Origin of the sequence: Variovorax boronicumulans, from assembly GCF_009811375.1 — a bacterium.
In the GTDB taxonomy this organism is placed as follows: domain Bacteria; phylum Pseudomonadota; class Gammaproteobacteria; order Burkholderiales; family Burkholderiaceae_C; genus Variovorax; species Variovorax boronicumulans.
Window position 1 is genome coordinate 1,485,657 of the sequence record NZ_BKDH01000001.1, and the last position, 14,937, is coordinate 1,500,593.

At 68.1% G+C, this 14,937-nt stretch carries 18 protein-coding genes; 17 read left to right on the plus strand and 1 reads right to left on the minus strand.

Features of this window, described 5'->3' with window-relative positions:
• Positions 1–117: 117 nt before the first annotated feature.
• The gene (locus VHAB30_RS06755; protein ID WP_235926486.1) at positions 118–915 is read right to left on the minus strand and encodes an IclR family transcriptional regulator; all 798 of its coding nucleotides are present in this window, start codon (positions 913–915) and stop codon (positions 118–120) included.
• Between the two features lie 109 nt (positions 916–1,024).
• Between VHAB30_RS06755 and VHAB30_RS06760 the strand changes: the two genes are divergently transcribed.
• The 17 genes from VHAB30_RS06760 (at position 1,025) to VHAB30_RS06835 (ending at position 14,934) form a co-directional block, all read left to right on the plus strand.
• Positions 1,025–2,182, plus strand: a complete 1,158-nt coding sequence (locus VHAB30_RS06760) for an acyl-CoA dehydrogenase family protein (protein WP_159276261.1) — start codon at positions 1,025–1,027, stop codon at positions 2,180–2,182.
• Entirely contained in the window at positions 2,179–3,318 is a 1,140-nt protein-coding gene (locus VHAB30_RS06765) for an acyl-CoA dehydrogenase family protein (RefSeq protein WP_159276262.1), read from the plus strand. The genes VHAB30_RS06760 and VHAB30_RS06765 overlap by 4 nt, the downstream gene beginning before the upstream one ends.
• Before the next feature lie 36 nt (positions 3,319–3,354).
• Positions 3,355–4,323: a Bug family tripartite tricarboxylate transporter substrate binding protein gene (locus VHAB30_RS06770; protein WP_159276263.1), complete on the plus strand. Its 969-nt coding sequence runs from the start codon at positions 3,355–3,357 to the stop codon at positions 4,321–4,323.
• A complete protein-coding gene (locus VHAB30_RS06775; protein ID WP_159276264.1) occupies positions 4,323–5,540 on the plus strand; it encodes a CaiB/BaiF CoA transferase family protein in 1,218 nt (405 codons plus the stop codon). Before VHAB30_RS06770 ends, VHAB30_RS06775 begins: the two co-directional genes overlap by 1 nt.
• Before the next feature lie 210 nt (positions 5,541–5,750).
• Positions 5,751–5,897, plus strand: coding sequence for a hypothetical protein (locus VHAB30_RS30945; RefSeq protein ID WP_174250211.1), 147 nt, complete (start codon positions 5,751–5,753; stop codon positions 5,895–5,897).
• Positions 5,898–5,913: 16 nt separating this feature from the next.
• Positions 5,914–6,498 (plus strand): A24 family peptidase, encoded by a 585-nt coding sequence (locus VHAB30_RS06780; RefSeq protein WP_159276265.1) that lies wholly within the window; start codon positions 5,914–5,916, stop codon positions 6,496–6,498.
• A 33-nt stretch (positions 6,499–6,531) separates the two neighbouring features.
• Positions 6,532–7,371: a Flp pilus assembly protein CpaB gene (gene cpaB, locus VHAB30_RS06785; protein ID WP_159276266.1), complete on the plus strand. Its 840-nt coding sequence runs from the start codon at positions 6,532–6,534 to the stop codon at positions 7,369–7,371.
• A gap of 88 nt (positions 7,372–7,459) precedes the next feature.
• Positions 7,460–8,923: a type II and III secretion system protein family protein gene (locus VHAB30_RS06790; RefSeq protein ID WP_159278292.1), complete on the plus strand. Its 1,464-nt coding sequence runs from the start codon at positions 7,460–7,462 to the stop codon at positions 8,921–8,923.
• An 11-nt stretch (positions 8,924–8,934) separates the two neighbouring features.
• Entirely contained in the window at positions 8,935–9,228 is a 294-nt protein-coding gene (locus VHAB30_RS06795; protein ID WP_159276267.1) for a hypothetical protein, read from the plus strand.
• A gap of 140 nt (positions 9,229–9,368) precedes the next feature.
• Positions 9,369–9,578, plus strand: a complete 210-nt coding sequence (locus tag VHAB30_RS06800; RefSeq protein ID WP_056518492.1) for a Flp family type IVb pilin — start codon at positions 9,369–9,371, stop codon at positions 9,576–9,578.
• Between the two features lie 107 nt (positions 9,579–9,685).
• Positions 9,686–9,865 (plus strand): Flp family type IVb pilin, encoded by a 180-nt coding sequence (locus VHAB30_RS06805; RefSeq protein ID WP_159276268.1) that lies wholly within the window; start codon positions 9,686–9,688, stop codon positions 9,863–9,865.
• A gap of 105 nt (positions 9,866–9,970) precedes the next feature.
• Complete coding sequence (locus VHAB30_RS06810) at positions 9,971–10,147, plus strand: Flp family type IVb pilin (RefSeq protein WP_159276269.1); 177 nt, start codon at positions 9,971–9,973, stop codon at positions 10,145–10,147.
• Between the two features lie 42 nt (positions 10,148–10,189).
• Positions 10,190–11,461 carry a pilus assembly protein TadG-related protein gene (locus VHAB30_RS06815; RefSeq protein WP_159276270.1) on the plus strand — a complete coding sequence of 424 codons (1,272 nt, stop codon included), beginning with the start codon at positions 10,190–10,192 and terminating at the stop codon, positions 11,459–11,461.
• Positions 11,462–11,466: 5 nt separating this feature from the next.
• On the plus strand, positions 11,467–11,925 hold the full coding sequence (locus tag VHAB30_RS06820) for a TadE/TadG family type IV pilus assembly protein (protein ID WP_159276271.1): 459 nt from the start codon (positions 11,467–11,469) through the stop codon (positions 11,923–11,925).
• A complete protein-coding gene (locus tag VHAB30_RS06825; RefSeq protein WP_159276272.1) occupies positions 11,922–12,350 on the plus strand; it encodes a TadE/TadG family type IV pilus assembly protein in 429 nt (142 codons plus the stop codon). The genes VHAB30_RS06820 and VHAB30_RS06825 overlap by 4 nt, the downstream gene beginning before the upstream one ends.
• 19 nt (positions 12,351–12,369) lie before the next feature.
• The gene (locus VHAB30_RS06830; protein ID WP_159276273.1) at positions 12,370–13,521 is read left to right on the plus strand and encodes an AAA family ATPase; all 1,152 of its coding nucleotides are present in this window, start codon (positions 12,370–12,372) and stop codon (positions 13,519–13,521) included.
• Between the two features lie 42 nt (positions 13,522–13,563).
• Positions 13,564–14,934, plus strand: coding sequence for a CpaF family protein (locus tag VHAB30_RS06835; RefSeq protein ID WP_159276274.1), 1,371 nt, complete (start codon positions 13,564–13,566; stop codon positions 14,932–14,934).
• The last annotated feature ends 3 nt before the right edge of the window (positions 14,935–14,937 follow it).

Consider the following 14,937-nt stretch of genomic DNA (forward strand, 5'->3'; position numbering starts at 1 on the left):
AGAAGGTGGTCTGCTCGCGAAATGGCTGGGTGTAGGCCGCGCAAAAGGTCAGGGCGAAGCGAGGGGTGGGGAAGAAGTTCTCGGGTACTTTCGCACGGTCCCGCAATCCACGCCCCCTCACCGCAACCCCGACTGCCGATCCGCCGCCTCCACCAGCTGCATCAACCCCGGCCCGATGGTGTCCAGCAGCTGCGCCTTCTTCCAGCGGAACCCCGGCACCGCGCAGTTGAACAGCAGCCGGCGCGGCCCGTAGCGGATGCGTGCGGCGGCGCCTGCGGCGAGCACGCCAAAGCCTGAATCGCCGAGGTTGATGGCGAAGCCGCGCTTGCCGTAGTGCGCCACGCTCTCGCGCACGCCTTCGAGGCAGCGCGCGTGTTCTTCGGGCCGCTCGTGCTTCACGCGGGCCAGGAACTCCTGGCGCTCACCCGCAGGCAGCTGCGCCAGCCACGCACGCCCCATGGCGGTTTCGACGATGCCGCGCACGGCGCCGACACCGGGGCGCTTGAGGGTGCCGCCTTCGTGGGCGCACGTTTCTAGGTAGACCACGTCGAGGTCGCTGGTCACGCCGACCGACACCGCGCCCTCGACGCGGTCGGCCAGTTGCTGCATGGACGGGCGCAGCAGGGCCAGCATCGGCGTGTTGATGACGTAGGGGTAGCACAGCGCCACGGCAGCGGGGCCGATGAAGTAGCGGTCCAGGCGTTCGTCGTGGTCCAGGAAACCCATGGTCAGCAAGGTGCGGCACAGGCGCGAGACGGTGGAGCGCGACAGGCCCAGCTTGGCGGCGAACTCGCTGTTGGCGTGCGCGCGCGGGTCGCCCACGAAGGTCTGCAGGATGAGCAGGCCCTTGGCCAGGGTGCCGGCGATGTACGGGTCTTCGTCCCGCACCCGGCGCAGGTCGTCGGAATGCTTCATGGGCTGGCGGCGATTCTGGACAGGGCGGGGCATGGGAGTGAATTGCAGTTTCAATGATTGAAATTCAGTGCCGGCAATTGTGGACCTGCTTCCTACAGTCGCGGCCACCATGATCCGAGACACTCCCCACTTCGAGGCCCTGCGGGCCGACATCCGCGCCTTCGTTCGCGAACGCTGGCATCCGCTGGAAGAGCAGGTCAGCCGCGACAACGACATCCCGCCCGACGTGGTCGACGAGCTGCGGCGCAAGGGCTACTTCGGCTGGAGCATTCCCGAGGCGTACGGCGGCCTGGGCCTCACGACCGAAGAGCTGGTGCTGTGCGCCATGGAGCTGTCGCAGTCGTCGGTGGCGCTGCGCGCCCGCGTGGGCACCAACACGGGCATCGGCTCCGAAGCGCTGGTGGCCGACGGCACCGAGGCGCAGAAGCAGCGCTGGCTGCCACGCATGGCCACGGGCGAGCTCACCGGCTGCCTGGCGCTGACGGAGCCCGAGGCCGGCTCGGAGGCGAGCAACGTGCAGAGCACCGCGCGCCGCGAGGGCGACCACTACGTGCTCAACGGCAGCAAGCGCTTCATCACCAACGCGCCGGTGGCCGATGTGTTCACCGTCATCGCCCGCACCGAAGACGGCTCGAAGGGCAGCAAGGGCGTGTCGGCGTTCCTGGTCGAGCGCGGGCCGGGCCTGACCACGGGCGCGCCCTATCGCATGATGGGCCAGGCCGGCTCCTTCGTGTCGGACGTGCACTTCGACGAGTGCCGCGTGCATGCCGACCAGCTCATCGGTGGGCGCGAGAGCATGGGCTTCCAGACGGTGATGAAGGTGCTCAACAAGCAGCGCCTGCATCTGGCAGCGCTGTGCACGGGCCCGGCCATCCGCATGCTGGACCTGGCCATGGCGCACACGAGCAGCCGCCATCAGTTCGGCCAGGCCGTGGCCGACTTCCAGCTGGTGCAGGCCATGATCGCCGACAGCCGCACCGAGATCTACGCGGCGCGTTCGATGATCCTCGAGGCGGCGCGTGCGCGCGATCGCGGCGAAGACGTGGCCATGTCGGCGTCGATGTGCAAGTACTTCGCGTCGGAGATGTGCGGCCGCGTGGCCGACCGCGCGGTGCAGATGTTCGGCGGCTCGGGCTACGTGGCCGACTTCAGCCCCATCGAGCGCTACTACCGCGACGTGCGCCTGTTCCGCCTGTACGAGGGCACGAGCCAGATCCACCAACTGAACATCGCCAAGCTGGCATTGCGCGAGGCGGGGGCGCGATGAACGTGCGCACGGACCTCGTCGCACGGGTGCGCGACTTCGTCGAGCGGCATTGCATCCCGCTCGAATCGAATGCCCATGTGCACGACCCGCGGGCGATGGATGCGGCGCTGTCGCAGCTGCGCCCGGTCGCGCGCGAGCTGGGCCTGTACCTGCCGCAGATGCCGGTGGAGGAGGGCAGGCTGGGCCTGTCGTGGGTCGAGCGCGCGGCGGTGTTCGAGGAGGCCGGCCGCAGCTACCTGGGCCCGGCCGCGCTCAACTGTGCCGCGCCCGACCAGCCCAACATGATCAGCCTGCTGCGCCAGGGCACGCCCGCGCAGCGGCAGCGCTACCTGCGGCCCTTGGCCGAGGGCCGCATCCGCTCGTGCTTCGCGATGACCGAGCCGGCGCCCGGCGCGGGCTCCGACCCGTCGATGCTGCGCACCACCGCGCGGCGCGAGGGTGATGGCTGGGTCATCGACGGCCACAAGTGGTTCATCACCGGTGCGGTGGGCGCGGCCTTCTGCATCGTGCTGGCGCAGACGGAAGAGGGGCCCACGCAGTTCATCGTGGACATGGACCACCCGGGCCTTTCGCTGGTGCGCGCCATCCGCGCCATCGACCCCTTCGCCGTGGGCGGCCATGGCGAGCTGCGCTTCACTGCCTGCCGCGTGGGCGCCGACGCGGTGCTGGGCGAGGTGGGCTCGGGCTTCGTGGCGGCGCAGCAGCGGCTGGAGCCCGCGCGGCTGTCGCACTGCCTGCGGCTCATGGGCCGCGCGCGGCGCGCGCTCGAGATCGCGCAGGCCTATGTGAGCGAGCGCACCTCGTTCGGTGATCGGCTGGCCGACCTGCAGCAGGTCCAGGCGATGGTGGCTGACTGCCACATCGACCTGCATGCCAGCCGGCTCATGAGCCTGGACTGCGCGCGCCGCATGGACGAGGGCCTGTCGGCGAAGACCGAGTCGGCGATGACGAAGGTCTTCGTGTCCGAAGCCCTGAACCGCGTGGCCGACCGCGCGGCGCAGATGTGCGGTGCGCTGGGCATGTCGGAAGACGCACCCATCGCCCTCATCGTGCGCGAGCTGCGGCCCTTCCGTATCTACGACGGCGCCTCCGAGCTGCACCGCGCCACGCTCGGTCGCCGCTTCCTCTCGCACTGAAACGCTGAACACACACAGAGAAACTGGAGACTGACGATGACGTCCTTGACCAAAACACTTTCGCACCTGACCGCAGGCTTCGTACTCAGCCTGGCCGGCTCGCTGGCGATGGCCGCTTTCCCCGACCGCCCCGTGAAGCTGGTGGTGCCGTTCCCCGCCGGCGGCAGCACCGACCTGGTGGCGCGCGAGGTGGCGCTGGAGCTGGGCCATGCGCTGGGCCAGCCGGTCATCGTGGAGAACAAGCCTGGCGCCGGCAGCCTCATCGGCTCGGAGCTCGTGGTCAAGTCGGCGCCCGACGGCTACACGCTGCTCATGGCGGGCCTGACCAACATCTTCCTGCCCTACGTGCACAAGGGCCTCACCTGGAACCCGGTGGACGACTTCGTGCCCGTGGGCCTGGTGGCCGACCTGCCCAACGTGATCGCGGTCAACGCGAAGACGCCGTACCAGAAGCTGCCCGAGCTCATTGCCGCCGACAAGGCCAAGCCCGGCCAACTCGCCTTTGGCTCCGCCGGCCCGAGCACGCCCTCGCACCTGGTGTGCGAAATGATCAACCACCAAGCCGGCATCAAGATGCAGCACGTGCCCTACAAGGGGAACGCGCCGGCGGTGAACGACCTGATCGCCGGCCACATCCCGGTGATGTGCAACAACCTCGGCGGCACGCTGCCCTACATGAGCAGCGGGCAGATCCGCATCCTGGCGCAGACCGGCCGCACGCGCTCGCCCTCGGCGCCCGACGTGCCCACCTTCGCCGAGCTGGGCCTGCAGGGCTTCGACAGCGGCCTGTGGGTCGGCATCGTCGCGCCCAAGGGCACGTCCGATGCCGTCATGCGTCCGCTGCGGGCGGCATTGGCCAAGGCCTTGCCCGCGGTGAAGGACAAGCTGGCCAAGCTGGGCGCGGCCGCGCTCGATCCGTCGCTGCCCGCCTACGGCCAACGCATCGCCGCCGACCGCAAGCTGTGGGACCCGGTGCTCAAGCGCGTCGACCTGAAGGGCAACTGATGGGCCAGCCTGCCGACCACGCACCCCTGCACGGCGTGCGCATTCTCGACATGGCGACCGTGCTCGCCGCGCCGTTCTCGGCCACGCTGTGCGGCGACATGGGCGCCGACGTCGTCAAGCTCGAACTGCCGGGCGGCGGTGATCCGCTGCGCGGGCTCACGCCGGTGCACGAGGGCCATCCGCTGTTCTGGAAGACCGCGAACCGCGGCAAGAAGGGCATCTCGCTGGACGTGCGCAAGCCCGAGGGCCGCGCGCTGTTCCTGCGGCTCATCGCCGGCTTCGACGTGCTGGTGGAAAACTTCCGCACCGGCACGCTGGATGCGTGGGGCCTGGACATCGCCACGCTGCACGCGGCCAACCCGCGCCTCATCGTGCTGCGCCTCACGGGCTTCGGCCAGACCGGCCCGTATGCGCGCCGGCCGGGCTTTGCGCGCATCTTCGAAGCGATGAGCGGGTTCACGCACCTGACCGGCGAGCCCGATGGTCCGCCGCAGCACATGAACTACCCGCTGGGCGATGTGGTGGCGGGCCTGTTCGGCGCTTTCGCCATCAGCACCGCGCTGGCCGAGCGCAATGCGTTGCCGCGCGATCGGCAGCGGGGCGCCGAGATCGACCTGTCGGCCACCGAGGCGATGTCGCGCCTGCTCGATCCGCTGGCGGCCGAGCACCGCATCGGCGGCGTGGTGCGTGAACGCACCGGCTCGCGCGCCACCTACACCGCGCCGTCCAACGTGTTCCGCGCGCTCGACGGCGTGTGGTTCACGCTGGTGGGCACGGGCGGGCCGATCTTCGCGCGCATCTGTCGCGCGATCGACCGAGACGACCTGCTCACCGACGCACGCTTTGCCGACAACGCCGCACGCATCCGCCACCTCGAGGCGCTGGACCGCATCCTGGCCGACTGGTGCGCCAGCCTGCCGTTCGCGGACCTGGCCGTGCGGCTGGACCGCGAAGACGTGCCCTACAGCAAGGTGTATTCGATCGCCGACCTGCGCGCCGACCCCCACATGCAGGCACGCGGTGCCTTCATCGACGTGCCCGACGAGCAGTTCGGCACCGTGCCCGCACCGGCGCCGGTGCCGCGCTTCGTGGGGCGCGAAGGCGTGCGCCCGGCCGCCACGGGGCCGCGCACGGGGCAGCACAACGCCCAGGTGTATGGCGAACTGGGCCTGGGCGACGCTCAGCTTGCGGCGCTGCGCGACGCGCAGGTGATCTGAAGCGCGCCCGCGCTTTCGCCTGCCCTGCCGGGTAGGCGTTTTGTCATGCCTGCCCTCGTGCCCTCGCGGGACACCTGACTCCCCCAGAAAAGGGCGCTCCGCTCATGTGCGAAGGCGGTGCGATTCCTACAGTCATCCCCATGCCGAACGCTTCTTCCCACACCGGGAAGGCCAGCGGTTTCGGCCGGCCACGATCACCGGGGAAACCGCATGGAACCGCTCGAAGTTCTGCCGAGAACCGCCCTGAGTCTGCTGCGCGAAGACGCTGGCATGTCGTTCATGGAGTTCGCGCTGATCGGTGCGCTGGTGATGGTCGTGGCCATTTTGCTGGTGCTCGCCCTGCGGCGCAGTGCCTGAACACGGGGAGCCCGCCATGCAGGAATTCAACGCTGTTCTCGAACTGCTCGCGATGCTGGCGACCGACATCCGCATGCTGGCGCTCTTCGCGCTGCTCGGCGTGGCGGCGGTCAGCGACTGGCGTTCCTACCGCATTCCCAACTGGCTGACCTTCGGCGGCGCGTGCTTCGCCCTCATCTACGTCACGATGGCGGCACGCACGCCGGCGTCGGGCGCGGCGAGTGCATTCGGTGGCCTGGCCGTGGGCTTCGCCGCGATGCTGCCGTTCTATGCGCTCGGGATCATGGGCGCCGGCGACGTCAAGCTGATGGCGATGACCGGCGCCTTCCTCGGGCCCCAGCAGACGCTGATGGCCGTGCTCTTCACTTTCATCGCGGGCGGCGTCGCGGCGCTGGCCTTCGCGATCCATCGCCGCCGCCTCGCTCACATGCTCGGCAACGTAAAGGCCACGGCGCAGGGCATGGTCATTTCCACCATCGCAGGCATGCGGCCCGACGGGCGCATGCAGGCGAGCCAGTCCGTGGGCAAGTTGCCCTACGGCGTCTGCATTGCGGTGGGCACGGTGGTCCAAGTGCTGGCGCACCAGCTGGGCTTTGTCTAGCTTCTACATGTTTCACCCCTGGCGGAGGTTCGTATGAAGAACATCAAGGCGATCGGGCTGATCTTTCTGGCCCTGCTGTTCGGGCTGGCGGCCGCGGTCTACGCGACCGGCTGGATCTCGCGACAAAGCGGCATCGCGTCCAACAAGGTCGTGGTGGCCGCCGTCGACATCGACCTGGGCAGCCGCGTCAATGCGCAGATGCTGTCCACGGTCGACTGGCCCAGCGGCTCGGTGCCCAACGGCTCCTTCAGCGACATCAAGGCGCTGAACGACCGCGTGGTGAAGGTCGGCGTGCTGCGCGGCGAAGCGGTCATCGAGGGCAAGCTGGCGCCGGTAGGCACGCAGGGCGGGCTGTCGGCGGTGATTGCCAGCGGCAAGCGGGCCATGACGGTGCGCGTCAACGACGTCGTCGGTGTGGCGGGCTTCGCGCTGCCGGGCAACTACGTCGACGTGATGGTCAACGCCCAGCAGGACAAAGGGCGCGGCGAAGACGCGCTGCAGATCAGCAAGACCGTGCTCGAGAAGGTGCTGGTGCTGGCGGTGGCCCAGGAGGCCAACCGCGACGACACCAAGCCGAAGGTCGTGAGCGCGGTGACGCTCGAACTCTCGCTCGAAGACTCCGAGAAGCTCGACCTGGCGCGCAGCGTGGGCACCCTGTCACTCGTGCTGCGCAACCAGATGGACAAGACCACGGTCGCCACCCTGGGCATCACCAAGGGGCAGCTGTTCGGCGAGAAGAAGGACATCGTGCCGGTCTCCACCGCGGCGGCCCCGGCCCGCCCGCGGGTGCGGCAGGCAGGCCCCGTCACGCCGCGAGCCTCCGAGTGCGTGGAAGTGATCCAGCACGCAGGCCGCTCGCTCACCTGTTTCTGATCGTCGTCAGGAGGAACACCAAGTGCGCCCACTCACAACAACCATCGCCCGTCTGCTGGCGACCCTCGCGACAGTGGCGACCCCCGCCATGGCCGCGGAGGTCGTGGCAGCCGCCCCCACCACGGCCGCCGCCATGCCTGCGCCTGCTGCAGCTGCTGCAACGGTTGCGGCAGCACCCGCGGCCCCGGCCAGCCGGCGCTGCACCGCCATCATTCCGGACTCCGACCCGACCTATGCCGTGCTCGGCAAGTCGGTGGTCATTCCGTTGAAGGCGCGCGTGGTGCGCATCGTGGTCAGCGGCCAGCCCCAGAACCAGGCGGCCGCGCCGGTGGCGGCTGCGCAGGGTGCGGCAGCCATGGCGGCGCCCCCCCAGCCCCGCAGCGATGGCGTCGGTGACATCGAGGTCACACTGCTGAGCCCGACCGACCTGTTCTTCCGAGGCCGCCAGGCCGGCTCGATGAACGTCGTGCTGCAAAGCGCCGACGGCACCTGCTACATCAAGGACGTGATCGTCACCATCGATCCCGGGGCGCTGCAGGCCAAGCTGGCCGAGCTGATGCCGGAAGAGCGCCGCATCCGCGTGCGCAGTGCCGAGCGCTCCATCGTGCTCACCGGCGAGATCAGCGACGCGCTGAAGCTGGACGACGTGATGAACCTGGCCGCGGCTTATGGCGCCGATGGCAAGAAGGTGGTGAACCTGCTGCGCGTGGGGACGCCCCAGCAGGTGATGCTCGAGGTGAAGATCGCCGAGGTCAGCAAGACGCTGCTCGACCGGCTGGGTTCGCGCGTGGGCTACTCGCGCACGAGCGGCGGCGGCCTGCACAACTACTCGCTGATCTCCAACTTCCTGAGCACGGGCGGCGGCCTGGTCGAGGCGCTGCGCATCGGCCGCGGCGTGGTGACCATCGACGGCCAGAAGGACGACGGTCTGGTGCGCATCCTGGCCGAGCCCAACATCATGGCCATCAGCGGCCAGCAGGCCAGCTTCCTGTCGGGCGGCAAGATCTTCATTCCGGTGGCGCAAAGCGGTGGCAGCGGCATCGGGAGCACCATCACGCTGGAAGAAAAAGAGTTCGGCATCGGCGTGAAGTTCATGCCGACGGTGCTCAACGGCGACCGCATCAACCTCAAGATGGTGTCGGAGGTGTCGGACCTGTCGCAGACCGGCTCACCCTTCACCACGGTCGGGGGCGTGACGTCCGTCGTGCCTTCGCTCACGGTGCGGCGCGCCGACACCACGGTGCAGCTGAACGACGGCCAGAGCTTCGTCATCGCCGGGCTCATCAAGAGCAACGCGACGGAGGCGATCAAGCGCTATCCGGGCCTGGGCGAAGTGCCGGTGATGGGGGCGCTGTTCCGCAGCACCGAGTTCCAGAACGAGCAGACCGAGCTGATGTTCGTCATCACGCCGCGCCTGGTGCGCCCGCTGGCCGAGTCGCCGCGCGTGCCGACCGACAACCACGTGCTTCCCAGCCGCGCCGAGATCTACCTCAACGGCGCCCTCGAAAGCAGCACCCCGGCCCCGGCCGCCCCTGCCAGCGAAACCCCGTGAGGAGCCCCGCCATGTTCATCCGATCGACCCCCCTCGTGCTCGCATGCCTCCTGGCTGCAGGCTGCTCGAGCGTCACGCCCCACTACGACGCGCGCTTCGGCGAAGCCGTGCGCGACGCCAGAAAGAAGATGACGCTGAACCCGAACGCCGGCAAGAACGGCGACCCGGTCACGGGCATGGACGGCCGCGCGTCGCGCGAGGCGATGGTGCAGTACCAGGAGTCCTACAAGACACCGCCGCCGGTGACCAACGTCATCAACATCGGCGGCGGCATCGGTAGCCAGGGCGGTGGCTCGGGGAAGTGACGGACCGCGGCACGCGGATTCATTCCACTCGAGAGTGTTCACACGGAAAGGAGGACACGACGAATCGCAACGAAATTTTCCTTTACCACTCATTTTTCAAACCCGATTTCCGACTGTTCAACCCTTGAAAGGAACGAACCATGAAAAACTTTCTGAAGGCCATCGGCCAATCGACACGCGGCTTCATGCTCGAGGAAGAAGGCGCACAGGTCGTCGAGTACGCACTGATCATCGCGGTCGTCTCGATCGCACTGGTCATCGCATTGCGGGCGCTCACCACAGGGGCCACGTTCACGAACTTCATCAGTCGCGTGAACGTGTGCCTGAACGGGCCTGGCCCCTGCGTCTGAGTGGCGTTCGGGGAGGGGAGTGGGTCCGGTTCGCCGGCCCGCTTCGCTCCACCCGTTCATCCGCTTCCGGCTGACTCCTTTTTTCACAACGAATCGAGGTCATCACCATGTTCAAGAAATTCCTGAAAGACGAAAGCGGTGCTCAGGTCGTGGAGTACGCGCTGATCATCGCCGTCGTTTCCATTGCACTGGTCATTGCGCTGCAGATGCTTGGCAGCGGGGCGCCCTTCACGAACTTCATCAATCGCGTGGGCGTGTGCCTGAACGGACCGGGCCCCTGCATCTGAGTGGTGTTCGGGGAGGGGAGCGGGTCGGGCCCTCCGGCCCGTTTCATTCCACCCCTTCATCCGCTTGCGCGTGACTGTTTCTCCCCAAGAGCCGAGGTCATCACCATGTTCAAGAAATTCCTGAAGGACGAAAGCGGTGCCCACGTCGTGGAGTACGCGCTGATCATCGCCATCGTCTCCATTGCGCTGCTGCTCGCGCTGCAGCCGTTGGTGACCGCAGCGGATTTCGGAACCCTCGTCGCCCGGATCGTCGTCTGTCTGAGCGGCTCCGGCTGCGTGTAGGGCACAAGACGTCTTCTTCATCGTCCGACAGGAGGTCCGATCATGAAAGCCCGCCGCTCCCCTCGCCGCCAGCGTGGCGCGATGATCGTCACGGCCGCACTGTTCCTGTTGTTCCTGCTCGGCTTCATGGGCATTGCGCTCGATTTCGGCCATTTGTTCGTCGTCAGGACCGAGCTGCAGACAGCGGTGGACAGCTGCGCGCTGGCCGCGGCGCGCGAGCTCGACAAGACGAGCTCGGCGATCACGCGGGGCAAGAGCGCCGGCCAGACGGCCGGCAACGCGAACCGGGTGAACATGCAGTCGGCCACCTGGGGCGGGCAGGGCCAGATCACGGCCGCTGAAGTCACGTTCCGCGACGCTTCCTATGCGCCCACGAGCGTTCCCACCGCGGCCGTCTACGCCCAATGCGCACACAGCCAGCCCAACATCAGGATGTGGCTGATGCAGGCCGTGGGCGCCTTCTCGGGCGACACCGCCGGCAACCCCGCGACACGCAGCGTGGCGGCAAGCGCCGTCGCCACCCGCGCGAGCGCACAGACCGCATGCCCCATTCCGGTCGCGGCGAAGCCGAAGCCGGGCGGCGCGGCACCGAACTACGGCTTTGTCGTCGGCGAATGGGTGACGCTCATCATGGCGCAGAACGCTGCCGTGGGCGGCCAGATCGGCTGGGCCAACCTCGACGGCAGCAACAGCGCCTCGGAAACCGAAGCAGAACTCAACGGCCGCTGTGGCGCCAGGGTGGGCGACACGATCGGCACCCCCGGCGTGCAGACCTCGGTGGCCGACACCTGGAACTACCGCTTCGGCATCTACAAGAACAGCGGCGATCCGAGCGTGGATCGGCCCGACTACACCGGCTATGCCTACACCTCGCTCAACTGGCCCACGCGGTTCAATGCCTATGCCGGCGCGCCAGGTGCTGGCGCAGATCCGACCGCCCAGAACTTCGTGACCAAGCGGGCCGCCTTCGCATCTTGCGCCGACACCGGCACCAAGGTGAAGGGCGCGAACAGCTGCGAGTCGATCACCGGGTTGTCGCTCAACAGCTTCCAGAAGCTGGCCACGCCCGGCAACGTGGCCGGAGGCCACATGCAGTACGGCATGGACCGCCGCTTCGTCACGGTGCCGGTCATCGATGGCGGCAACCACGTGATCGACTACCTCTGCATGCTGATGCTGCAGCCGCTGAGCATTCCGATGACCGACACGCAACTGGAATTCCTCGGCAACGCGGGAGCCCCCGCAAGCCCCTGCACCACCAGCGGGCTGGCCGGTGGATCGGCAGGCCCGCTGGTTCCGGTCCTGGTGAGGTGAGCATCATGAAAAAGTCCCGTCGCACCCAGCATGGCGCCGCGCTGATCGAGCTGGCGCTCATCACGCCGATGCTGCTGCTGCTGACCTTCATCACCACCGAGTTCGGCCGCGCGGTGTACGAGTACAACGCGGTCGTCAAATCGACCCGCGATGCGGTGCGCTACCTGTCGGTGCAGACACCCAACACGCACATCACCGAGGCGCGCAACCTGATCGTGTACGGCAACACCGCCGGCACCGGAACACCGCTGGCACGCGGGCTGAGTCTTTCGAACGTGCCCGCCGGCAGCTGCTGCACCTGGCAGGCGGCCGGGGCCAACCCGATCATCACCACGGTCACGGTGCGCGTCAGCAGCTACGCCTTTCATTCGATGTTCCCTTCGGTGATGGGTGTCGTTTTCACCGGCGCGAACGGCGACATCGTCTTCAGCGACATCACCGCCACCATGAGGGCTCCGTCATGAGACACCACGTCAAGGGCGCGACCACGGTCGAATTCGCGCTGGGCCTGCTCATCTTCCTGATGCTCGTGCTGGGCATCGTCGATTTCTCGCGCATGCTGTTCATGTGGAGCGCGGCCCAGGAGGCCACGCGCGCAGGAGCCCGCTATGCGGTGGTGTGCGACGACACCGCCTACCAGGCCCAGGTGCTCGCCCGGATGCGGGCGCTGCTGCCACAGATCAACACGGTGTCGGTGGCGTGGGAGCCTTCGGGCTGCACGGCGGCCACGTGCCAGGGTGTCACGGTCGGCATCACCGGCCTGAACTACCAGTGGATTTCTCCCATCGTGGGCGCCGCCGGGCCGCTGATCCCCATGCCCGGGTTCTCCACCTATCTGCCGCGCGAGGTCATGCGCAGGGACCCGAACAGCGCGGCCATCTGTTCCTAGCAGCACACAGGACACGACCATGAAGATCGCCATCGTTTCCCCCAATCCGAACCACCTGCAGGACATGCGCAAGGTGCTGGAGCCGCGCGGCCATGCCGTCTCGCTCTTCGAAGGCGGCAAGAGCCGCATGCAGGCGGTCGTCGACAAGGTCGGGCCCGACCTGCTGCTGGTCGACGGCATGTGCTGCGACCCGCAGGAGCTCTCGCTGGTGGAGGCCCTGACCTTGCGGCATCCGGCGGTGGCGGTGGTGCTGCTGTGCGCGATGCAGACGCCCGAGTTCCTGATCCACGCGATGCGCGCGGGCGTGCGCGAGGTGCTGCCGTCGCCCGCCGACACCGCCGCGCTCGAGGCCGCGGTCGATCGCATCGCGCTCAAGATGGCCGGCTCGCAGGCGCGCAGCCCCGGACGGGTGGTGGCGTTCATGCCCTGCAAGGGCGGCAGCGGCGCGACCTTTCTCGCGACCAACGTCGCGTACCAGCTGTCGCGCGAGCGCTCGGTGCTGCTGATCGACCTGAACCTGCAGTTCGGCGATGCGTTGTCGTACGTGAGCGACCTGCGCCCGACCGCGACGATGGCCGACGTGGCGCGCGACATCGGGCGCCTCGACGCCTCGCTGCTGGCGGCGAGCGTGGTGCGCGTGTCGCCCAGCTACAGCATCCTGCCTGCGCCCGAGGACCTGGCGCGCGCGATGGACGTCAAGGCCGAGCACATCGATGCCATCCTGCAGGTGGCGCTCGCACAGTACGACTTCGTGATCTTCGACCTCGGCACGCGCATCGACACGCTCACGCTGCGCGTGCTCGACCGCGCGGAGCGCATCTTCCCGGTGCTGCAGACCAGCCTGCCGCACATCCGCAACGTGACGCGCCTGGTGCAGGTGTTCAAGTCGCTCGGCTACGCCGCCGGCAAGGTCGAGCTGCTGGTGAACCGCAGCACCGGCGGCGGCGAGATCGGGCTGTCGGACATGCGCCGGTCGCTGCCCGGCGCGACGTTCACGACGGTGCCGGACGGCGGCAAGGACGTCGATGCGTCGATCAACCGCGGCGTGCCGCTGGCGGAGATGTCGCGCAGCAGCGCGCTCGCCAAGCGCCTCGACGAGATTGCCCACACCCTCAGCCCGCGGCCGGAGGCGACGCCCGGCTTCATGGGGCGGCTGTTCCGCCGTGCCTGAGACCACGCAGATTTCCATCCATACCCAGGCGGAGGTGCCAACATGTCATTCAGGGAACAACTCAATGCGATCGACAGCGATGCCAGCGCGCGGCCGGCGGGGCCGGTCGTCGAGCTGACCGCGTCGCCGTTCGCTTCTGACACCTACAAGCTGCTGAAGGAGCGCATGCACCTGAAGCTGCTGGACCGCTTCGACCTGGCGGCGCTCGAAACCCTCCAGCCCGACGCGCTGCGGCAAGAGATCTCGACCATGGTCGGGCGGCTGCTGCAGGAAGAGCCCGAGGCGCTCAACGACATCGAGCGGCGCACGCTGATCCGCGACATCCAGCACGAGATGCTCGGCTTCGGGCCGATCGAGCTGCTGATGGCCGACCCCACGGTGTCGGACATCCTGGTCAACTCGCCGGACCAGATCTACGTGGAGCGACGGGGCCGGCTGGAGCTGACCAACGTGAGCTTCACCGATGAGAAGCACCTGCTGCGCATCATCGACAAGATCGTCTCGCTGGTGGGGCGCCGCATCGACGAGTCCAGCCCCATGGTCGATGCGCGGCTGCCCGACGGCTCGCGGGTCAACGCCGTCATTGCGCCGGTGGCGCTGGACGGGCCGATGATGTCGATCCGCCGTTTCGCGAAGATCCCGCTGCGCATGAGCAACCTGGTGGGCGATCTCAAGTCGCTCACGCCGCCGATGGCGCAGATGCTCGAAGGCCTGGCGCAAGCCAAGGTCAACATGCTGATCTCGGGCGGCACCGGGGCAGGGAAGACCACGCTGCTGAACATTCTCTCGGGCTTCATTCCGGAGACCGAACGCATCATCACCATCGAGGACGCGGCCGAGCTCCAGCTGCAGCAGCCGCACGTCGCGCGCATGGAGACGCGCCCGATGAACATCGAAGGCAAGGGCGAGATCACGCAGCGTGCGCTGGTGCGCAACGCGCTGCGCATGCGGCCCGACCGCATCGTGATCGGCGAGGTGCGCGGTGCCGAGGCCGTCGACATGCTGCAGGCCATGAACACCGGCCACGAAGGCTCGCTCACCACCATCCACGCCAACTCGCCGCGCGATGCGCTGGCCCGGCTGGAAAACATGATCGGCATGGCCAACCTGAACCTGCCGCACCGCACCGTGCGCCAGCAGATCGCCTCGGCGATCACGGTGGTGGTCCAGGTGCTGCGGCTGGTCGACGGGCGGCGCAAGGTCACCAGCATCCAGGAGATCACCGGCATGGAGGGCGAGATCGTCACCATGCAGGAGGTCTTCACCTTCCACCAGACGGGCATGGGCCCCGACGGCCAGGTGCGCGGTCATTTCCACGCGACCGGCGTGCGCCCGAAGTTCATGGAGCGGCTGCACGCGTACGGCGTGGACCTGCCCGACAGCATCTTCGATCCCGAGAAGCACTACGAATAGGAG